This window comes from Nocardioides sp. (genome assembly GCF_035503875.1).
Classification (GTDB): domain Bacteria; phylum Actinomycetota; class Actinomycetes; order Propionibacteriales; family Nocardioidaceae; genus Nocardioides.
Window position 1 is genome coordinate 157858 of the sequence record NZ_DATJTA010000087.1, and the last position, 20364, is coordinate 178221.

Sequence of the window (20364 nt, forward strand, 5' to 3'; positions counted from 1 at the left end):
CAGCCTCAGCTGCCGAGCGCTGCCCGCAGCCGGGCCGCGATGACAGCGTTCGCCGCCGGGGCGCTGTGCCCCACCCCCGCGATGTTGAAGAAGCCGTGGATCTGGTCGGGGAAGCGGCGCACCTCGACGGTCGCGCCCGCCTTCTCCATCCGCAGCGCGTAGGCCTCGCCCTCGTCGCGCAACGGGTCGAAGCCGGCGGTCACGACCAGCGCCGGAGCCAGCCCCGCCGGCAGGTCGGCGTACGCCGGCGAGACCCGGGGGTCCAGCGGGTCGGCGTCGCCGACGTAGCTGCTCGCCGCGAGGTCGATGAACTCCTGGGTGAGGTAGAAGCCGTGGGCGAACAGCCGGGCGCTCAGCGTCGGGTGCGCGTGGTCGGTGACCGGATAGATCAGCAGCTGGTACGCCAACGGCAGTCCCTCGCGCGCCGCCTCGATCGCCACCCCGGCCGCCAGGTTTCCGCCGGCCGAGTCGCCCCCGACCGCGACCCGGTCCGGCTCGGTGCCGAGCTCGGCGGTGTGCTGGAGGACCCAGCGGTACGCCGCCTGCGCGTCGTCGTACGCCGCCGGGAACGGGTGCTCGGGGGCCAGCCGGTAGTCGACCGCCAGGACGCGCACCCCGGACCGCTCCGCGAGCGACCGGCAGCCCGCGTCGTGGGTCTCCAGGTCGCCGAAGAAGAAGCCGCCGCCGTGGAAGAAGACGAGCAGCGGGCCGGGCGTCGCGACCCCGGTCGGCACGTAGAGCCGGGCGCCGAGGTCGGCGACCCGCAGGTCGCGCACCGACCCGATCGCCTGGTCGCCGCCCGCCAGCCGGGTGTGCTCGATCGCCGCCAGCCGCCCCTCGGGGATCGGCAACGTCTCGACGCCGGCCTTCCGGGACAGACGCTGCAGGCGCAGCATCAGCTGGGTGTCGGCGGCGAGCGTCTGCCCGTCGAGGTGCACGGGCCGCCCGCCGAGTCGGCGCTGCACCGGTTCCGGCAGGGCGAGCACCCCCGCCAGCAGCCGCTTCTCCACCTGGTGGCGCACGTCGACGAGCCGCTCCTGGATACCCACGGGTAGCAAGGTAGCGGGCCGGCCGTTCGAGGACACCTGGCGTTCACCCGGCGGTGCGACACTGTCGTCATGTCAGCCGAGATCGTCCCCGCATCCCCGAGCGAGGCCGCTCCGGAGGAGCCCTTCGACGTCGAGCCGCCGTACGTGCCCGACCACGAGGCGCTCGCCGCGGTCGAGAAGTACGACGACCGCTTCCTCGATCGCGAGATCTCCTGGCTGCACTTCAACCAGCGGGTGCTCGAGCTCGCCGAGGACCCGACGCTGCCGCTGCTGGAGCGGGCGCGATTCCTGGCCATCTTCACCAGCAACCTGGACGAGTTCTTCATGGTGCGCGTCGCCGGTCTCAAGCGGCGGATCGCCGCCGGACTGGCCGTCCGGGCCGCCTCCGGGCTGATGCCGCGCGAGGTGCTGGAGAGCATCTGGGCGACGACCCGGGAGCTGAGCGAGCGGCACGCCCGCGTCTTCCGCGACGACATCGTGCCCGAGCTGACCGAGGCCGGGATCCAGCTGGTCCGCTGGGACGACTTGGACCGCGAGGAGCAGAAGTCCTGCAAGCGGCTCTTCAAGGACCGGATCTTTCCGGTGCTCACCCCGCTCGCCGTCGACCCGGCCCACCCGTTCCCCTACATCTCGGGGCTCTCGCTCAACCTCGCGGTGCTGATCCGCAACCCCAAGACCGGCAAGGAGCACTTCGCGCGGGTGAAGGTGCCGCCGATCTTCGCCCGGTTCGTCCCGCTCGGGAACCAGCGCTTCGTGCCGCTCGAGGACGTCATCGGCGAGCACCTCAAGCGACTGTTCCCCGGCATGGAGGTGCTGGAGGTGCACACCTTCCGGGTCACCCGCAACGAGGACCTGGAGGTCGAGGAGGACGACGCCGAGAACCTGCTCGCCGCCCTGGAGAAGGAGCTGCTGCGACGCCGCTTCGGCCCGCCGGTGCGCCTGGAGGTCGAGGAGTCGATCTCCCCCTCGGTGCTCGAGCTGCTCATGGACGAGCTGGGCGTGTCCGACCAGGAGGTCTTCCGGCTGCCCGGCCCGCTCGACCTGCGCGGCCTGCACGACATCGCCGACCTGGGCCGCGAGGAGCTGAAGTACCCCGCCTTCCTGCCCACGACCCACCACCGGCTCGCGGAGGTGGAGTCCTCGGCGCCGGTCGACGTGTTCAAGGCGACCCGGCGCAACGACGTACTCCTGCACCACCCGTACGACTCGTTCGCCACCTCGGTGCAGCGCTTCATCGAGCAGGCGGCGGCCGACCCGCACGTCCTGGCGATCAAGCAGACGCTGTACCGCACCTCGGGCGACAGCCCGATCATCGACGCCCTGATCGACGCCGCCGAGTCCGGCAAGCAGGTCCTGGTGATCGTCGAGATCAAGGCCCGCTTCGACGAGCAGGCCAACATCCGCTGGGCGCGCAAGCTGGAGCAGGCCGGCTGCCACGTCGTCTACGGCCTGGTGGGCCTGAAGACCCACTGCAAGCTCGCCCTCGTCGTACGCGACGAGGGCTCCAGCGGGGGCGGCATCCGTCGCTACACCCACATCGGCACCGGCAACTACAACCCCAAGACCTCGCGGATGTACGAGGACCTGGGACTGCTCACCACGAACGAGTCCATCGGCGAGGACGTCGCGCACCTGTTCAACAACCTGTCGGGCTGGTCGCGCAACGCGTCGTACGACGAGCTGCTGGTGGCGCCGGACTCTGTGCGCGACGGCCTGGTCGAGCAGATCCACCGGGAGATCGCCCACCACGTCGACGGCCGGCCCGCGCGGATCCGGATGAAGGCCAACTCGGTCGTCGACGAGGCCGTCATCGACGCGCTGTACCTCGCCTCGCAGGCCGGCGTCCCGATCCAGCTGCTGGTGCGCGGCATCTGCGCGCTGCGCCCCGGCGTACCAGGCCTGTCGGAGACGATCGAGGTGCGCTCGATCCTGGGGCGCTTCCTGGAGCACAGCCGGATCTTCAGCTTCGAGAACGACGGCGAGCCGGTGGTGTGGATCGGCTCGGCCGACATGATGCACCGCAACCTGGACCGCCGCGTGGAGGTCCTGGTGCGGCTGCCCGGCGACGACAGCGTGGCCGCGGTCGGCGAGCTGCTCGACCTGGCCTTCGCCCCGACGACCTCCGCCTGGGTGCTCGACAGCACCGGGGAGTGGCGGCGCAACGAGGGTGACGTGCATCTCCAGGAGCGCCTGATCGAGCGTCAGCGACGCCGCCGCCCGACCCCCTGAGAGCGCGGGGCGTCGCTCCGACTTGCGAGGTTCGTCCGCCGACCCCCTAGCATGTTCGGCGTTTGCTTCCCGCTCTTCAGGAGTTCTTGTGGCTTTCCGCTTCCGGCCGGTCGACACCGCGTTCTACGACCTCTTCACCGACTCGGCCAACCACCTGGTGACGGGTACGGCGTTGCTGGCCGAGATGATGAGCGACGGCGCCGATCGCGAGGACGTCGCCCGGCGCATGCGCGACGCCGAGCACGCCGCCGACGAGACCGCTCACGCGATCGTCAAGAAGGTCAACTCGACCTTCGTGACGCCGTTCGACCGCGAGGACATCTACTCCCTCGCCTCGGGCCTCGACGACGTGATGGACATGATGGACGAGGTCGTCGACATGATCCTGCTCTACGAGGTCCGTTCCCTGCCGCCGGCGCTCTCCAACCAGGTCGAGGTCCTGCAGCGGTGCGCGGAGCTGACCGCCGCCTCGATGCCGCGGCTGCAGTCGATGCAGTCCCTGGAGGAGTACTGGATCGAGATCAACCGGCTGGAGAACACCGGCGACAAGAACCACCGTCGGATCCTGGCCAACCTCTTCTCGGGCGAGTACAAGACCATCGAGGTGCTCAAGCTCAAGGACATCGTGGAGTCCCTCGAAGACGCCATCGACGCCTTCGAGAAGGTCGCGAACACCGTGGAGCAGATCGCGGTCAAGGAGTCCTGACCCCCCGTGGAACTCGCGCTCGTCATCGCCGTGGTCGTCGTTGCCCTGACGTTCGACTACACCAACGGATTCCACGACGCGGCCAACGCCATCGCCACCTCGGTGTCGACGCGTGCGCTGACGCCGCGCGTGGCCCTGCTCATGGCCGCGGTCATGAACTTCGTCGGGGCGTTCCTCGGCCAGGAGGTCGCGAACACCGTCGGGAGCGTCATCACGCCACCGTCGGGCGCTCAAGGCCTGGTCGTGGTCATGTCCGGCCTCCTCGGGGCCATCGCGTGGAACATGATCACCTGGTACTACGGCCTGCCCTCGTCGTCCTCGCACGCCCTCATCGGCGGCCTCGTCGGCGCCGCGCTCGCCTCAGGGACGTTCGTGCAGTGGTCGACCGTGGTCGACAAGGTCGTCATCCCGATGATCGTCTCGCCCCTGTTCGCCTTCGCGGCCGGCTTCGCGCTGATGCTGGCGATCATGTGGTTGTTCCGTAAGCGGAACCCGCACAAGGTGAACCGCAACTTCCGGTTCCTGCAGACCATCTCGGCGGCCGCGATGGCGCTGGGCCACGGCCTGCAGGACGCCCAGAAGACGATGGGCGTCATCTTCCTGGCCCTGCTCGCCGGCGACTTCGTGAGCCCGGGCGACGACCTACCGCTGTGGGTCATCATCTCCGCCGCCGGCGCCATCTCGCTCGGCACGTACTCCGGCGGCTGGCGGATCATGCGCACCCTCGGCCGCCGCATCATCCACCTGGACCCGGCCCGCGGCTTCGCCTCCGAGGCCGTCGCCGCCGGCGTGCTCTACACGACGGCGTTCGTCTACCACGCCCCCATCTCCACCACGCACACCATCACCTCCGCCGTGATGGGCGTGGGCGCCACCAAGCGCTTCTCCGCCGTCCGCTGGGGCGTGGCCAAGTCGATCCTCGCCGCCTGGGTCCTCACCTTCCCCATGGCCGGCGCCGTCGCCGCCGCCGTCTACTTCCTCTGCCACTTCGTGTTCCAGCTGCCGTAGTGGCGGCGGTGGTGGGATAGTCCGTCACACCAGCGGGGTCTCCCGCCGAAAAGACCCCGCTCATGTGACGGAGTATCCCGCCGGCCGGGCACACCTTGCCGCCGCAGCGCTCAGGACGCCCGGTGTGCCAGGAGCCGGGCGCGCGAGTGATCGTCCAGAGCGCGACGCTGCGCGACGGTCTCGGTGGGCAGCCACCACGCCGGCTTCTGCAGCGTCCAACGTCGCTCGGCGACAGGGGCCGCCGCAGCTCGGGCGTACGTCGCGTGCAGCCGACGGAGGAACGCCGACGGATCGGCGACATCGGCGGCGACCATCGTCACCGGGTACAGCCCATGAGCACGGAACCTCTCCTCACGGTCCAGGTCCTTGGCCCGCTGGGAGCCCGTCAGGTGCAGGGACCCGTCGTACTCACCGACGACTCCGGCCTCGGGATCGATCAGGTCCGGTGTTCCGATGTGGTTGCCTCTGACGTCGAACACTGGCACGTTGCAGCGAGGCCGAGGCAGCCCGGCGCCCGTCCACACCAACCGCATCGCGTGCTCCATCGGCGACCAGACGTTCTCCTCGGCGAGCGGGAGGGCGTCGCGGCAGCGTTGAACGCCGGTCCAACCCGCCAGCCGACCCTGGACGAACTCACTGCACTCCGCGACCGACACCAGGTCGGAGAACGCGGCCAGCTCGAGAACCCGGACGGCGGCGTGCACACTCCCGGCGTAACGCATCTCGAAGCACACCGACCTCACGGCCGTCGTGAGCGAGAGCCCGTCGTGCTCGATCAACTCGTCAGGAGCCAGGCGCTCCTTGCTCAACACTCGTCGGCGGTCCGGCCTCAGGTTGCCCTCGCCGATAGCGAGCGTCACCGGACGGTCGTCGGTGCCGTCGAACCAGCGACCGCCCATCCAACTGAGAGCCGCCCACCCAGTGACTCCGCCGTACGGCGGGAGGTCCGCGGCGGCCTCGACGATCCTCTGCGCCACCGACGTGGGGTCGGTCCCGGCGGGAACGAACAGCCCGGCAGCGACCCGCCGCCATCCCCCACCTCGTGCCTGGTCGCGCGTCGGGCCGCGCACTCCGCGCGGATCGATGGCGACCGGCGAGACCACACCCGGATGACCCGGGTGCGGTGCTGGCGGAGTCCGGTCCAGTCGACGCATCCGCCGAGGATCGACCCGATCCGCCGGTCCCGCGGTCCTCACTCCACAGGACGCACGGCTGGGCGTCGGAAGGCCAGTTGTGGACGGTTCTCGGTGCACCGGCGCCGGCGGGATACTCCGTCACTCCAGGAGGGTCACTGGCGGATTTCGGACCCGTGGTGTGACGGACTACCCCTCCAGCCCCGCCCACTCAACAGGAACCTCAGCCGAAGCGACCCGAGATGTACGCCTCGGTGGAGGGCTCGTCCGGGCTGGAGAACATCTTCTTGGTGGGGTTGAACTCGACCAGCTGGCCAGGCTCTCCGGTGGCCTTGAGGTTGAAGAAGCCGGTGTCGTCGGAGACCCGGGCGGCCTGCTGCATGTTGTGCGTGACGATCACGATCGTGTAGTCGGACTTCAGCTCGTGGATGAGGTCCTCGATCGCGGAGGTCGAGATCGGGTCGAGGGCCGAGCACGGTTCGTCCATGAGCAGCACCTGCGGCTCGACGGCGATGGCGCGGGCGATGCAGAGGCGCTGCTGCTGACCACCCGAGAGGCCCATCCCGGGCTTGCCGAGGCGGTCCTTCACCTCGTTCCAGAGATTGGCCCCCTTCAGCGACTTCTCGACGATCGCGTCGGCCTCGGACTTCTTCATCTTCTTGCTGTTGAGCCGGTTGCCCGCAAGGACGTTGTCGTAGATCGACATGGTCGGGAACGGGTTGGGCCGCTGGAACACCATGCCGATCATGCGGCGTACGGCGACCGGGTCGACCGACGGCTCGTAGAGAGACTGACCGTCGACGACGACCTTCCCCTCGGCCCGGGCTCCCGGGATCACCTCGTGCATCCGGTTGAGCGAGCGCAGGAAGGTCGACTTGCCGCAGCCCGAGGGTCCGATGAACGCCGTGACCGCCTTGGCGCGGATCGTCATGTTGACGCCCTGCACCGCGAGGAAGTCGCCGTAGTAGATGTTCAGGTCTGAGACGTCGATGCTCTTGGCCATGATTGCTTTCCTCCGCTGGTCTCAGCGACCGGTCTTGGGACTGAAGATCGAGCCGATGAACCGTGCAAGGAGGTTCAACAGCATCACGATCGCGACGAGCACCAGGGCGGCACCCCAGGCACGATCGAGCTGCTCGGCGTTGTACTTGCCGCCCGTCGTCACCGACGAGTAGATGAACACCGGCAGCGTGGCCATCCGCCCGTCGAACGGGTTGAGGTTCAAGATGGTGGTGCTGCCGACGGTGATCAGGAGCGGCGCGGTCTCACCCGCGACGCGGGCGATGGCCAGCGTGACGCCGGTGGCGATCCCGCCGAAGGCAGTGGGCAGCACGACCTTGACGATGGTGCGCCACTTCGATACGCCGAGGGCGTACGACGCCTCGCGCAGTTCGTCCGGCACCAGCTTGAGCATCTCCTCGGTGGCACGAACGACGATCGGGATCATCAGCACCGACAGGGCCACCGAGCCCATGAAGCCCATGCGGGTGGCCGGGCCGAAGATCAGGGTGAAGAGCGCGAAGGCGAAGAGGCCGGCGACGATCGACGGGATGCCGGTCATCACGTCGACGAGGAAGGTGATGACCCTCGCCAGTCGGTTCCCCTTGCCGTACTCGACGAGGTAGACGCCGGCGAGCACGCCGATCGGCACGGCGATCAACGTGGCCAGGAGCGTGATGATCAGCGTGCCCATCAGGGCGTGGTAGATGCCGCCACCCGCCCCGAGGACGCCGCGCATGTCGTAGGTGAAGAACTCGACGGACAGGATGCCGATGCCCTTGCTCACCACCTGCCAGATGAGGCTCACCAGCGGGATGAGCGCGACGCCGAACGTCGACCAGATGACAACGGAGGCGAGCCGGTCGACGGACTTGCGGCGGCCCTCGACCGCGGCTGACCAGGTCGGCAGCGCGAGGACGAGGACGATCCATCCGACCACGACCGCGGCGATCGGACCCCAGCCGAGGAGGAGGGCGAGCAGTGCGCCGATGCCGCCGGAGACGACCACCGCGAGGAGGGGGGCGAAGGACGGCAGCTGCGCGGCCTGGAGCGGCATCGCGGTGGGCAGCCTCTCCGGAACGCGGGTCTGGGTGTCGGTCATCCGGCTCAGCCCTTCACGACGCCCCGAGCCGCGATCCAGCGGCCGAGGAAGTTGACGGCGAACGACACCACGAACAGCACCAGGCCGCTGAAGATCAGCACGTTGATCTTGGTCCCGGACGCGTTGCCGAAGTTGAGCGCGATGTTCGCGGCGATCGTGGACGGGTTCTGCGGCGAGATCAGGTTGAACGTCACGACGCCGAAGCCGACGGAGAGCACCATCGCGATGGCCATCGTCTCGCCCAGTGCCCGGCCGAGACCGAGCATGATGGCGGAGATGACGCCCGAGCGGGAGTAGGGGAAGACCGTCATCCGGATCATCTCCCACCTCGTCGCGCCGAGGGCCAGCGCGGCCTCCTCGTGCATCCGCGGCGTCTGCACGAAGACCTCGCGGCAGATGGCGGTGATGATCGGCAGGGCCATGATCGCCAGGACGATGCCGCCGGTGAGGATGGTGCGGCCGGTGTTGGCCGGACCCTCGAAGAACGGGATCCACCCGAGGTTGTCGGCCAGCCAGGCGTACACCGGCTGGATGTTGGGGGCCAGCACGCTGAGGCCCCACAGACCGTAGACGACCGAGGGCACGGCGGCCAGCAGATCGATGAGGTAACCCACCGGTCGCGCGAAGCGCCGCGGGGCATAGTGGGAGATGACGAGCGCGAGACCGATGGCCAGTGGCGCGGCCACGATCATCGCGATGATCGCGGCAAGCAGCGTGCCGAAGAGCAACGGCCAGACGTAGACGACGATGTTGTCGGTCCCGTACGTCGCCTCGCCCGACGCCGTGATCGCTGGCGCGCCCTCGATCATCAGGAAGATGGCGACGCCGGCGAGTGCGACCATGATCAGCAGCCCGGCGGACCGCGTCAACCCCGCGAAGACAGCGTCCCCTCGCCTGGTCGTCGTCCCGGTGAGCTCACCGGGGGTGGTGGTTGTCGACACCTGCTCCCTCTTCTCGCGCGTGTCGGTGGTGGATCTCGGGGACGTGCCTCGGGTCCGGGGGGCGACCCGGACCCGAGGCGAGTGCTGCTAGATCGTCACCCGACGGTGATGCTGTCGACCGCGGCCTGGACCTCGGTCGCGAGCTCCGAGCTGAGCGGGGCCGAACCGGCCTCGTCGGCACCGAACTTCTGGCCCTCCTCGCTGACGATGTAGGAGAGGTACGCCTTGGACAGCTCACCGGCCTCCGCCTCGTCGCCGGAGTAGGACTGACAGGCGATGAGGTAGGAGACGAGCACGATCGGGTAGGCACCCTCCGCCTCGTAGTCGAGGTCGAAGACGAGCGAGTGCTCGGCGCGACCCTCGACCCGGGTCGAGACGTCGAGGATCGCGGCAGCCGCCTCCGGCGTCGGGCCGACGAAGTTGCCCTCGGTCCCGATGCTGGCCGTGGAGAGCTCGCCGGCCTGGCTCGCGTCGGCGTAGCCGATCGAGTTCTGGCCGTCGCGGACCGCGGAGACCACGCCGTTGGTCTGGTTGGCGCCCTCGCCACCGAACTCGCCCGGCCACGTCTCGACCTCGCCGGCGGTCCAGACATCGCCCGCCACGGTGTCGAGGTAGTTGGTGAAGTTCTCCGTGGTGCCGGACTCGTCGGCACGGTGCACGGCGTTGATCGCGGCGCTCGGGAGCGTGGCGTCCGGGTTCAGCTCCGCGATCTCCGGGGCGTCCCACTGCGCGATGTCGCCGGTGAAGATGCCCGCAAGGACCTCGGGGGTGAGGTTGAGCTCGTCGACGCCCTCGACGTTGAAGATGACGGCGATCGGGCTGATGTAGTTGGGCACCTCGACCGGGGCCGTGCCGCCGCAACGCTCGGTGGCGGCGCTCAGCTCGCCCTCGTCGTCGGTGAGGTAGGCGTCCGAGCCGGCGAAGGGGAAGGCGCCGGAGATGAAGCTCTCCCGGCCGCCGCCGGACCCGATCGGGTCGTAGTTGACGACCACGTCGGGGTTGGACTCGGTGAAGCCGACGCGCCAGGCACCCTGGGCGGCCTCCTGGGACGAGGCGCCGCCGCCGGACAGCTCACCCGACAGGTCGGAGGAGGTGGTCCCGCTGCCGTTGCCCTCGTCGTCGCTGCCGCTGTCGTTGCCGGCTCCGCAGGCGGACAGCGCCAGGGCCAGGACGGCGATGCCGGGCACGACTGCCCGGCGGATGGAAGTGCGCTTCACTTCGTGACTCCTGATGTCTCTACATTGATGACGTCAGCGAAGTTAGGCAGCCGAGGTGTCCGGCTCCGGGGCCGTTGGTGAACGAGCGGTGAACTCGAACCGGCCGCTCGGAGTCGCGTGGCCGCCGAGGACACGGCGATCAGGTGAACTTGCCCGGTTCGTGCTTGACGTCACGTCAGCGGGTGTCGTTCGGTGGCACGGACTGTGCCGTCGCGCAGGTGGACGACGAGCATCTCGCCCGGGTCCAGGGAGGGGTCCTCCACCCCGAGGTGGTCGTACACCATCGGCAGCACCGGGCGGTGTGTGCAGAGCAGTCCGCCGATGCCGTCCTCGCGCATCCGCTCGGCCAGCCGGTCGACGGTCCGGGCCACCGAGGCGCGGGTGGCGGACTCCTCGCTCAGCCGGCCGGTGAGCTTCGAGCGGACCCCCGTCTCGCGGAGGTACGGCGCCACGCTGTCCGCGCAGCGCGTCGCGTCGGAGCTGACGACCCGGCGGACGTCGTACGCCGCGATCACGGGGATCAGCTTCTCGGCCTGCCGGCGCCCGAGCGCCGCGAGCGGGCGCAGCCGGTCCTCCTTGCGCCACGTCTTGCGCGACCGGGCCTCGGTGTGGCGCAGCACCACGAGGGGCAGGGTCCGCCGGCGCTTCGTCAGCGCCTCCTCGAGGGTGGCTCGGTCGTAGTCGTAGGTGAGCCGGCTGCGGGCGTCGTCGGCGTCGACCCAGGCGACCGCGTCGATCTCGTTGTTCGCGGCGTAGCCGCTCACGTCGTCGTCGCCCACGACGCGGCCGGCCCAGTAGAAGACCGTCTTCATCCGGCTGCCGGCGTCGTAGCGCTGGTCGGCCAGCGGCACCCCGAGCCGGACGCGCAGGCCGGTCTCCTCCTCCACCTCCCGCACGGCGGCGGAGGTGCGGTGCTCCCCCCGGTCGAGCTTGCCCTTGGGGAACGACCAGTCGTCGTACCTCCCGCGGTGCACGAGGAGGACCTGTCGGCCCGGTCGGAAGACCACCGCGCCCGCGGCGAGCACATCAGGGGGCTGAGCCATGACCGTTAGTCTCACAGAACCCCGGACGAGCTGAGGAGACGGCGTGCGAGCACGGCTACGACCGGCGGTGGTCGTCGCGCTGGTGCTGGCGCTGCTGCTCGTGGCCGCCGCCTCGGTCCTCGGCGTCCGCTGGTGGCGCGACGCGCACCGCACCGACCTCGAGCGGGCGCTCTCGCTCGCGCCCAGCGAGATCGAGCGGGCGTCCTGGACGGCCTGGGGAGCGGTACGCCGCGAGCTCGGCGCCGACGACCTGGGCGAGCTGCTCGACGCCGGGTACGACGCCGACCTGACGTCGGCGTCCGCGCTGGTGGAGTCGGCTCCCCTGCTGGAGGAGGAGTACGGCTGGTCGCCGGCCTCGGTCGAGTGGGAGCTGTACAGCCAGTCCGCCGCGGGTGCGGCGGTCGTCCTCGGGCTGGCCGACGACGTCGACCTCGAGGACCTCGGCGACCGCCTGGAGTCGCTGGGCTACGTCCGCCCCGACGACGAGGCGGGCGTCTGGCAGGGCGGGGAGGAGCTGGTCGCCCGGGTCGCGGCGGGCCGCCCGTCGAGCCCGGTGCTCCAGTACGCCGCCCTGGACGCCGGCGAGCGGGTGCTCACCCTGAGCGACAACGCGGGCTACCTCGGCTCGGTGGTCGAGGATCGCGGCGGGGAGGAGTCCCTGGACGAGGTGGTCGACGCGATCGGCGATCCGCTGTCCGCCTCGGTCTACCGCGGCAGCTACGCCTGCTCCGCGCTGGCGATGAGCCAGGCCGATCCCGCCGACCGGGCCGAGGCCGACGAGCTCCTCGCCGCGGCGGGCGAGGTGCACCCGATGACGGCGTTCGCGATGGCGGTGCAGCCCGACCGCGATGTCCTGGTCGCGATGTCCTTCGAGAGCGACGACCAGGCCCGGGCCGACGCCGACAGCCGCGCCGTCCTCGCCGCCGGCCCCGCACCCGGCCAGGGCGGCTCGTTCACCGACCGGTTCGCCCTCGGCGAGGTCGTGGCCGAGGGCACCGTGGTGACCCTGCCGCTGCGACCCGCCGAGGGCGCCTTCGTGCTCTCCGACCTCAGCTCCGGGCCGGTGCTCTTCGCCACCTGCTAGCGGAAGCCCCGCAGCCGCAGGCTGTTGGAGACCACGAAGACCGACGACAGCGCCATCGCGGCCCCGGCGAGCATCGGGTTCAGCAGCCCGGCCGCGGCCAGCGGCAGGGCCGCCACGTTGTAGCCGAAGGCCCAGAACAGGTTGCCCTTGATGGTGGCCAGCGTCCGCCGGGCCAGGCGTACGGCGGTCGGCGCGACCCGCAGGTCGCCCCGCACCAGGGTCAGGTCGCTGGCCTCGATCGCGACGTCGGTGCCGGTGCCCATCGCGATGCCGAGGTCGGCCTGGGCGAGCGCCGCGGCGTCGTTGACGCCGTCCCCGACCATGGCGACGACCCGTCCCTCGGCCTGCAGCCGCTTGACCACGTCGACCTTGTCGGCCGGCAGCACGTCGGCGACGACCTCCTCGATGCCGACCTCGGCCGCCACCGCCCGGGCCGCCCGCTCGTGGTCGCCGGTCAGCAGCACCGGCCGCAGCCCCAGGGCGCGCAGCTCCTCGACCGCCTCGGCCGAGGTGTCCTTGACCCGGTCGGCCACGTGCAGCCAGCCGCGCGGTACGCCGTCCCAGCTCACCTCGACGACCGTGTGGCCGGCCGGACGCTCGACGTCGGCGCCGGCGCGACCGACCGCGACCACCCGTCCGTCGACGCTGCCCTCGACACCGAGCCCCGCGGTCGCCCGGAACCCGCTCACGGCCGGAAGGTCGCCCAGGCGCTCGCGTGCGCCGGTGGCGACGGCACGGCCGATCGGATGCTCCGAGGCGTCCTCGACGGCCCCGGCCACCCGCAGTACGTCGTCCGCTTCCTCGCCGTCGGCCGCGACCACGTCGACGAGGGTCATCCGGCCGGTGGTGACCGTGCCGGTCTTGTCGAGGACGACCGTGTCGATCCGGCGGGTCGACTCCAGCACCTCGGGGCCCCGGATCAGGATGCCGAGCTGGGCGCCGCGGCCGGTGCCGACCATCAGCGCGGTCGGCGTCGCCAGGCCCAGTGCGCAGGGGCAGGCGATGATCAGCACGGAGACGGCGGCGGTGAACGCGGTCGACGCCGAGGCGCCCGACCCCAGCCAGAAGCCGAGCGTCCCGACGGCCAGCGCGATCACGACGGGCACGAAGAAGCCGGAGATCCGGTCCGCGAGCCGCTGCGCCTGCGCCTTGCCGTGCTGCGCCTCCTCGACCAGCCGGGCCATCTGCGCGAGCTGGGTGTCGGCGCCGACCCGGGTCGCCCGCACCACCAGCCGGCCGCCGGCGTTGATCGTGGCGCCGGTCACGGCGTCGCCCGGGCCGACCTCGACCGGCACCGGCTCGCCGGTGAGCATCGAGGCGTCCACGGCCGACGTACCGCTCTCCACGACGCCGTCGGTGGCGACCTTCTCTCCCGGGCGGACGACGAACAGGTCGCCCACCGCGAGCTCACCCGCGGGGACGGACACCTCGGCGCCGTCGCGCAGCACGGTCACGTCCTTGGCGCCGAGCGACAGCAGCGCGCGCAGCGCGGCGCCCGCCCGGCGCTTCGACCTCTTCTCGAACCAGCGGCCGGCCAGCAGGAACGTCGTGACGCCGGTGGCCACCTCCAGGTAGATGTTGCCGAGGCCGTCGGTGCGCTCGATGGTGATCCGGAACGGGTGGGTCATGCCGGGCTCCCCCGCCGTACCCCAGAACAGGGCGACGAGGGACCAGCCGAAGGCGGCCAGCACGCCGACCGACACCAGGGTGTCCATCGTCGATGTGCCGTGCCGGGCGTTGGTCCACGCGGCGCGGTGGAACGGCCACGCGCCCCATACGACGACCGGGGCCGCCAGCGTCAGCGACAGCCACTGCCAGTAGTCGAACTGGAGCGCGGGCACCATCGCCATCGCGATCACCGGCGCGCTCAGGACCGCCGAGACCACCAGGCGCTGCCGCAGGGCGTCGAGCTCGGGGTCGCCGTTCTCCTCGGCCTGCTCCGGCTCCGCGTCCGGCGCGGGCGGCAGCGTGGCGGCGTACCCGGCCGCGGCGACGGTCTCGAGCAGGTCGTCGGTCGTCAGCGTCGCGGGGAACGAGACGCGGGCCTTCTCGGTCGCGTAGTTCACCGACGCCGTGACCCCGTCGAGCTTGTTCAGCTTCCGCTCGATCCGGTTCGCGCAGGACGCGCAGGTCATGCCGGTGATGTCGAGCTCGACGTCCGTCTCAGTACTCATCTCAGTGCTCATGGCCCGCTCCGTGCTCGCTCGTCGCGCCCGTGCCGCCGACCTCGACGGTGAAGCTCGCGGTGCGGACGACGCCCCCGTGCTGGAAGTCCAGGAAGAGCCGGTACGTCCCCGCGCTCGGGAAGCTGCTGTGGAAGCGGATCGCCGGACCCGAGCCGCCGTCCTCGTCGGGGTGGACGTGCAGGTAGCCGAGGTCGCCGGAGCGCAGCGCGACCAGGTGCCCGTGGGCGCCCAGGTAGGGCTCCAGGTCGGTCACCGGCCGGCCGTCACGCGTGACGGTCAGGGCGAGCTCGGTCTCGGTGCCGGACTGCAGCAGCCCGCCGAGCGTCACGTCGTACCCGTCGACCGACGAGCTCAGGGCCTGCTCGCCGAGCGGCTCGGGCTCGAAGTCGCCGGGGACGGCCAGGTCGGTGCCGAGGACGACGGGCGCGCCGTCGGCCGGGACGGTGTCGGCCAGCACCCGCCACACGCCGGGCGTCAGGTCGACGTCGACCGACCAGGTGCCGTCGGCCGCCCGGGTCGGGTGCACGTGCTGGAAGCCGGTCAGGTCGCGTCGTACGACGATCAGGTGCAGCTCCTTCTCGTGCTGGACGTCGTACGCCGTCACCGGGGCGCCGTCCGGACCCAGGACGTGGAACGCGAGCCGCTGCTCCCCCGGCTCGAGCCGGTCGTCGACGAGGTGCAGGGCGTAGCCGCCCGCCGTGCTCTCCAGCCCGGCCGGGGTCGCCGCGGCGTGGCCGCCGCCCTCGTCGTGCCCGGCGTCGTGGCCGGCCTCCTGCTCGCCGTCGTGACCGCCCGCGTCGTGCGCGGTCGGCTCGGTCTCGTCCGGGCCGACCAGCGCGCCCAGGCCGACCCCGGCGCCGAGCACCAGGACGAGGATCCCGCCGAACACGGCGAGGCGCGCCGGCGTACTCGTGATCGCGGCCATCGCCCTCACCCCAGCCGGTAGCCGGCCTCCTCGACCGCCGCGGCCACGGCCGCCCGGTCGAGGGGGCCGTCGCTGGTCACGACGACCTCACCGGTCTCGTGGGAGGCCGCGACCGCGGTGACGCCCGGGAGCTCGCCGAGCTCCTCGCGCACCGACATCTCGCAGTGCCCGCAGGTCATGCCGCTCACGGTCCAGGTGCTCTGCTCGCTCATCTCGTCTCTCCTCCGTCAGGGTTCGTCGGGTATCGCTCAGGACCGGACCAGCCGGGTGATCGCCTCGACGGCCTCGGCGACCTTCGCGCGCCCCTCGGCGTCACCGGCCCGAGCCGCGTCGACGACGCAGTGGTTCATGTGCTCCTCGAGCAGGCCGAGGGAGACGGCCTGGAGGGCCTTCGTCATGGCGGCTACCTGGGTCAGGATGTCGATGCAGTACTTCTCCTCCTCGACCATCCGCTGCAGCCCTCGCGCCTGGCCCTCGATCCGGCGCAGTCGCTTGAGGTAGTCGTCCTTGCGGTGGATGTAGCCGTGCTGATGTCCGCTCTCCTGCTCCATACTCGAAACCGTACCCCCCTAGGGTATCGATCTCAAGGCCGGAAAGAGCTCCGCTCGTTCGAGCGGAGCTGGCTCAGCTGTCGGCGGCGCGGGGCGTGGGGACCACGCCGAGGATCTCGTCGATCTCGGCCGGGGAGAGATGCTCGTCGGCCTCGCTGGCGGCGATGATCAGGTTGGTCGTGAGCTCGACCTCGCCCAGCAGGTCGGCGTCCTCCAACGTCACGTCGAACTGATCGTGCACGCTGGCCTCCCCAGGCTGGATCGTCGGACGGGTGATCGGGGGGACGATCGGTTCGATCGTCGGGATGTGGACCGGATATCGGACGCACGTTCCGAGAAACCGTTCCCTTCCCAGAGTACGACTAAACCGAGCCCGCTACCCCGGACCTGGCGACTCCGGTGATCACGGTCTCGCAACAGCACGAGGCCCCACCCGGATCGGGTGGGGCCTCGCGGTGGCTGTGGTCAGACAGGTGCCGACCGGTGCCGGTCTACTCAGACAGGGCGAACGTTCTCCGCCTGCGGGCCCTTCGGGCCCTGGGTGACGTCGAACTCGACCTTCTGGTTCTCGTCCAGGGACTTGTAGCCCTGGGTCTGGATCGCCGAGTAGTGCACGAAGACGTCGTCGCCGCCGTCCTCCTGCGCAATGAAGCCGAAGCCCTTCTCAGCGTTGAACCACTTCACGGTGCCTTGAGCCATGTGCTCGTTACTCCTGATATCGGAACGAGAGGCCATCACGTCGACGGCCCCACACCAGATGCGGTGACACGTCGCTCCGACCCGTGATTGGTAAGACCACAAAGCAGAAACGCCGTTGGATCACAAACTCCGCGGGCGTCAGACCAGCTGGAACTTGCACCTGTTGCAGGAATGACAGTACCAAGCAAGTTGGCCAAGCAAACCCCCTGGACCGTGCTTTCTCAGCCGGAGGCATGAAGGTTCTGCAACGCGGGTGTGTCAGTCGGGGAAACTCGCCCGCGGGGCCGAACCGTGCGCGAGCCGGCAGCGGGCGAGGAACGCGTCCGGGCTGCGGCTCTCCAGGAGCTCCACGAGTACGCCGTCCTCGGTCGTCCCGTAGCAGACGGCGGCGATCCCTCCGCTGGACTCCGCGACCTCGTGGTGCCAGCGCACCCGGTCCAGACCGGCCCGGACGTCGGCGATCGCCACCACGTCCAGGCACAGGTGGTTGACGCCGAGGTCGACCGGACGTGCGGCGGTCGCGGCTGCCCCTCCGGTCACGCTCAGCGCGACGGGACCGGGCACCGGCGGCAGGGGGTGGGTGGCCGGATCGGCGACCGCGACCCGGACCCCGACCAGACCGGTCGGGCCGCCGTCCGACGCCCGGAGCTCGACCGGGGTGCCGTCCGGGCAGACGACCGGCGCGCCCGCGTCGTACCCCATGCGGGTGCGGGTCGCGGCGACGTCGGGCACCGCCCAGACCAGCCCGGCGACCCCGGGGGCGTCGGCGGCGCGCCGGGCGGGAGCCGGCGAGCTGAACGCGAAGAGCTCGAGGAACGCCGTGTCGGTGCGCAGCAGCGCGACCTCGGCGGCGGTGCCCTCGGTGGCCAGGGACTCGTCGGCCGGAGCGGTCCCGACCGGCCAGCCGAAGCCGCCGTGGTCGAGGGCGCCCAGCCCGTCGATCCAGAACGCACGGGCGCGGTCGAGGTCCGCGACGCTGACACCGACGTGGTTGAGGGCGATCACTCCGGTCTCCGGCACGGCGGCAACCTAGCGGAGCCGGCCGACCTCACGAGGTGAGGAGCGCGGGAACCGGTGCGTCGTCGCCGCACCGGGTGCGGGCGGCCAGCGCGAGTACGGCGGCGCGGTCCACCCGGGCCGGCGTCGGGAGACGGAACCGACCGCGGCCCGCGAGCAGCCCGCCGTCGGCGCTGAGGCCGATGCCGAGCCGGCCCAGCAGCGCCAGGGACGCGGCGTTGCCGGGCTCGACCACGGCCTCCAGCCAGGTGATGCCGCGCGCGACCGCGACGGTGCCGACGGCGTCGACGAGCACGGACCCGATGCCGCGGCCGTGGTGGGCGTCGACCACCTCGAAGGCGAGGTCGGCGCGGTCGGGTCCGGTCCGCACGTAGCGGGCGAGACCGGCGGGCCGGCCGTGGACGAGGGCGAGCCAGGCGACGTGGTCGCAGCCGTCGACGTCGGTGAGCAAGCGGCGGAACGGTCCCGGGAGCCGGGGCATCGGCACCAGGTACCGCCGCTGCCGCGACCGCGGCGACAGGCCGTCGAAGACGGCGTCGAGGGGGCCGGTCTCCCCCGCGCGGAGCGGGCGCAGGGCGGCGTACCCGCCGTCGGGGAGCCGGGTCCGGACGTGGGTGTCCGGACCCGGCCCCGTCGGCGACGGGATCGCGAGCCTCATCGCGCCGGCCGGAACCGGCGCCGGCGGGCGGAGCGGCTCCGCGTGACCTCGAGGTCGTGGACGAGGAGCCGGCCGGGATGGCAGGCCAGGCGCTCCAGCTCACCGGCGCGGGTGCGGGCGAGATCGGCGGACGGTGGGTGGTACATGGGGAACCTCCGGATCGGGTGGTGCGGTGATCCGAGGCTCGTGGCGGGTGCTTCCGGAGACCTTCCGGGCCGAGCACGGTCGGGGAAGGGCTGCGGAAGGTCCGGGGAAGGCCGGCCCGGCAGCGTACGGGCCATCAACCCGTGCGGTCGGTCGGATCCCCCCGGCCCACCGCACCTGACGAAGGAAAGGACCCCCCATGACCACCCTCGACACCGTCGTCGTCGGAGCCGGTCACGCCGGCCTGGCGGTGAGCAGGCTGCTCACCGAGTCCGGGCACGACCACGTCGTCCTCGACCGCGGCCGGGTCGGCGAGCGCTGGCGCACCGAGCGCTGGGACTCGCTGCACCTGCTCACCCCGAGCTGGATGACCCGGCTCCCCGGCTGGAGCTACGACGGACCCGACCCCGACGGCTTCCTCAGCGTCCGCGAGTTCATCGCCTCCCTGGAGCGGTACGCCGTCTCGTTCGGCGCGCCCGTCGTCTCGGGGGCGAGCGTGCTGGCCGTGGAGGAGTCCGGGCTCGAGCCCGCCCGCCGGTACCGGACGGTCACCACGCGGGGGACCTGGTACTCGCGCCACGTCGTCGTCGCGACCGGACCGCACGGCACGCCGTACGTCCCGAAGGGACTGGCGGGCCAGGACGGGATCGAGACCATCACGTCGAACCGCTACCGCAACCCGGAGCAGATCGCCTCGGGCGGCGTCCTCGTCGTCGGTGCCTCCTCGTCGGGGGTGCAGATCGCCGACGAGCTGAGCCGGGCGGGGCGGGACGTCACCCTCGCCGTCGGGCGCCACACCCGGATGCCGCGGCGCTACCGCGGCATGGACGTCTTCTGGTGGCTGGACGTGACCGGCCGGCTCGCCCGGACGATCGACGAGATGCCCGACCCGGTGGCCGCCCGCCGGGAGACGTCGCTGCAGCTGGTGGGCCGCAACGACCCGCTGCGCGCCGCACCCGACCTGGACCTCGGGGTCCTGCAGGACCGCGGCGTACGGCTCGTCGGACGGCTCGCGGGGGTCGGCGGTCGCCGCGCCTGGTTCCGCGACGACCTGGCCGGCAACGTCGGTACGGCGGACGCGACGATGCACCGCTTCCTGGACCGCGTGGACCAGCTCGTCGAGCGTTCGGGCCTGATCGAGGAGGTCTGGAGCACCCCGCGGCCGCGGGCGATCCGGGTCCCCGAGGTGCCCGCGCAGCTCGACCTGCGCGCCCAGGGCATCGGCACCGTCGTGGTCGCCACGGGCTTCCGGCCCGACCACCCCTGGCTGCGGGTGCCGGTCACCCTCCCGGACGGCAGCATCCGCCAGCACCGGGGCGTCACCCCCGCCCCGGGCCTGTACGTCGTCGGGCAGCGCTTCCAGCACCGCCGCGACTCCGGGTTCATCGACGGCGCCCGCCACGACGCCCGCGCCGTCGTCGACCACCTGCGGACCGGCATGGGAGCCCGCCGTACCGCCTCCCCCGCCGCCTGACCGCCGAGTCGGCAGAAGTTGCGCGTCGAGTCGGCAGTACTTGTAGACAAACCGTCTACAACTTCTGCCGACTCGGGCTCTTCTGCTGAATGTGTGGGTGGGTTGAGCGTGCCGTAGACGAGCGCACGCCGCTCTCTGCCTAGGTTCTGGAGCTATCTAGGAACCGGAACCGGGCGTCAAGGAGAGCGGCGTGCGTGAT

General features: G+C 71.3%; 21 protein-coding genes. 5 read left to right on the forward strand and 16 right to left on the reverse strand.

Annotated elements, in window-relative coordinates; all coding sequences use genetic code 11:
* Positions 1–5: 5 nt before the first annotated feature.
* Complete coding sequence (locus VMF51_RS20805) at positions 6–1049, reverse strand: alpha/beta hydrolase (protein ID WP_325476387.1); 1044 nt, start codon at positions 1047–1049, stop codon at positions 6–8.
* A 69-nt stretch (positions 1050–1118) separates the two neighbouring features.
* Here VMF51_RS20805 and VMF51_RS20810 point away from each other — a divergent pair, with 69 nt between their 5' ends.
* The 3 genes from VMF51_RS20810 (at position 1119) to VMF51_RS20820 (ending at position 4992) form a co-directional block, all read left to right on the forward strand.
* The gene (locus tag VMF51_RS20810) at positions 1119–3278 is read left to right on the forward strand and encodes an RNA degradosome polyphosphate kinase (protein ID WP_325476388.1); all 2160 of its coding nucleotides are present in this window, start codon (positions 1119–1121) and stop codon (positions 3276–3278) included.
* A gap of 88 nt (positions 3279–3366) precedes the next feature.
* Positions 3367–3984, forward strand: coding sequence for a DUF47 domain-containing protein (locus VMF51_RS20815; RefSeq protein WP_325476389.1), 618 nt, complete (start codon positions 3367–3369; stop codon positions 3982–3984).
* A gap of 6 nt (positions 3985–3990) precedes the next feature.
* Positions 3991–4992: an inorganic phosphate transporter gene (locus tag VMF51_RS20820; RefSeq protein WP_325476390.1), complete on the forward strand. Its 1002-nt coding sequence runs from the start codon at positions 3991–3993 to the stop codon at positions 4990–4992.
* A 110-nt stretch (positions 4993–5102) separates the two neighbouring features.
* On the opposite strand, the gene VMF51_RS20825 is transcribed toward VMF51_RS20820, so the two are convergent.
* The 6 genes from VMF51_RS20825 to VMF51_RS20850 form a co-directional block, all read right to left on the reverse strand.
* Positions 5103–5801 carry a hypothetical protein gene (locus tag VMF51_RS20825; RefSeq protein WP_325476391.1) on the reverse strand — a complete coding sequence of 233 codons (699 nt, stop codon included), beginning with the start codon at positions 5799–5801 and terminating at the stop codon, positions 5103–5105.
* Positions 5802–6348: 547 nt separating this feature from the next.
* Positions 6349–7128 carry a phosphate ABC transporter ATP-binding protein PstB gene (pstB, locus tag VMF51_RS20830; protein WP_325476392.1) on the reverse strand — a complete coding sequence of 260 codons (780 nt, stop codon included), beginning with the start codon at positions 7126–7128 and terminating at the stop codon, positions 6349–6351.
* Between the two features lie 21 nt (positions 7129–7149).
* Positions 7150–8226 carry a phosphate ABC transporter permease PstA gene (pstA, locus tag VMF51_RS20835; protein WP_325476393.1) on the reverse strand — a complete coding sequence of 359 codons (1077 nt, stop codon included), beginning with the start codon at positions 8224–8226 and terminating at the stop codon, positions 7150–7152.
* A gap of 5 nt (positions 8227–8231) precedes the next feature.
* On the reverse strand, positions 8232–9095 hold the full coding sequence (gene pstC / locus VMF51_RS20840; RefSeq protein WP_414689490.1) for a phosphate ABC transporter permease subunit PstC: 864 nt from the start codon (positions 9093–9095) through the stop codon (positions 8232–8234).
* A 167-nt stretch (positions 9096–9262) separates the two neighbouring features.
* Positions 9263–10384: a phosphate ABC transporter substrate-binding protein PstS gene (gene pstS / locus VMF51_RS20845; RefSeq protein WP_325476395.1), complete on the reverse strand. Its 1122-nt coding sequence runs from the start codon at positions 10382–10384 to the stop codon at positions 9263–9265.
* Between the two features lie 170 nt (positions 10385–10554).
* Positions 10555–11427 (reverse strand): NUDIX hydrolase, encoded by an 873-nt coding sequence (locus tag VMF51_RS20850; protein ID WP_325476396.1) that lies wholly within the window; start codon positions 11425–11427, stop codon positions 10555–10557.
* A gap of 43 nt (positions 11428–11470) precedes the next feature.
* On the opposite strand from VMF51_RS20850, the gene VMF51_RS20855 reads away from it, so the two are divergent.
* Positions 11471–12511, forward strand: coding sequence for a hypothetical protein (locus tag VMF51_RS20855; protein ID WP_325476397.1), 1041 nt, complete (start codon positions 11471–11473; stop codon positions 12509–12511).
* Here VMF51_RS20855 and VMF51_RS20860 read toward each other — a convergent pair.
* The 9 genes from VMF51_RS20860 to VMF51_RS20900 form a co-directional block, all read right to left on the reverse strand.
* Positions 12508–14685 (reverse strand): heavy metal translocating P-type ATPase, encoded by a 2178-nt coding sequence (locus VMF51_RS20860; protein WP_325476398.1) that lies wholly within the window; start codon positions 14683–14685, stop codon positions 12508–12510. The two genes, VMF51_RS20855 and VMF51_RS20860, sit on opposite strands and share 4 nt — an antisense overlap.
* Position 14686: 1 nt before the next feature.
* Positions 14687–15622, reverse strand: coding sequence for a hypothetical protein (locus VMF51_RS20865; protein ID WP_325476399.1), 936 nt, complete (start codon positions 15620–15622; stop codon positions 14687–14689).
* Positions 15623–15627: 5 nt separating this feature from the next.
* On the reverse strand, positions 15628–15834 hold the full coding sequence (locus VMF51_RS20870) for a heavy-metal-associated domain-containing protein (RefSeq protein WP_325476400.1): 207 nt from the start codon (positions 15832–15834) through the stop codon (positions 15628–15630).
* 36 nt (positions 15835–15870) lie between these two features.
* Positions 15871–16173 carry a metal-sensitive transcriptional regulator gene (locus tag VMF51_RS20875; protein WP_325476401.1) on the reverse strand — a complete coding sequence of 101 codons (303 nt, stop codon included), beginning with the start codon at positions 16171–16173 and terminating at the stop codon, positions 15871–15873.
* A 73-nt stretch (positions 16174–16246) separates the two neighbouring features.
* Positions 16247–16414, reverse strand: coding sequence for a hypothetical protein (locus VMF51_RS20880; RefSeq protein ID WP_325476402.1), 168 nt, complete (start codon positions 16412–16414; stop codon positions 16247–16249).
* Positions 16415–16668: 254 nt separating this feature from the next.
* Positions 16669–16872, reverse strand: coding sequence for a cold-shock protein (locus VMF51_RS20885; protein WP_056863399.1), 204 nt, complete (start codon positions 16870–16872; stop codon positions 16669–16671).
* Between the two features lie 258 nt (positions 16873–17130).
* Complete coding sequence (locus tag VMF51_RS20890) at positions 17131–17892, reverse strand: VOC family protein (protein ID WP_325476403.1); 762 nt, start codon at positions 17890–17892, stop codon at positions 17131–17133.
* A 28-nt stretch (positions 17893–17920) separates the two neighbouring features.
* Positions 17921–18547, reverse strand: a complete 627-nt coding sequence (locus VMF51_RS20895; RefSeq protein ID WP_325476404.1) for a GNAT family N-acetyltransferase — start codon at positions 18545–18547, stop codon at positions 17921–17923.
* On the reverse strand, positions 18544–18693 hold the full coding sequence (locus VMF51_RS20900; RefSeq protein WP_325476405.1) for a hypothetical protein: 150 nt from the start codon (positions 18691–18693) through the stop codon (positions 18544–18546). Before VMF51_RS20900 ends, VMF51_RS20895 begins: the two co-directional genes overlap by 4 nt.
* Positions 18694–18890: 197 nt before the next feature.
* Here VMF51_RS20900 and VMF51_RS20905 point away from each other — a divergent pair, with 197 nt between their 5' ends.
* Positions 18891–20165, forward strand: a complete 1275-nt coding sequence (locus VMF51_RS20905; RefSeq protein WP_325476406.1) for an NAD(P)/FAD-dependent oxidoreductase — start codon at positions 18891–18893, stop codon at positions 20163–20165.
* The last annotated feature ends 199 nt before the right edge of the window (positions 20166–20364 follow it).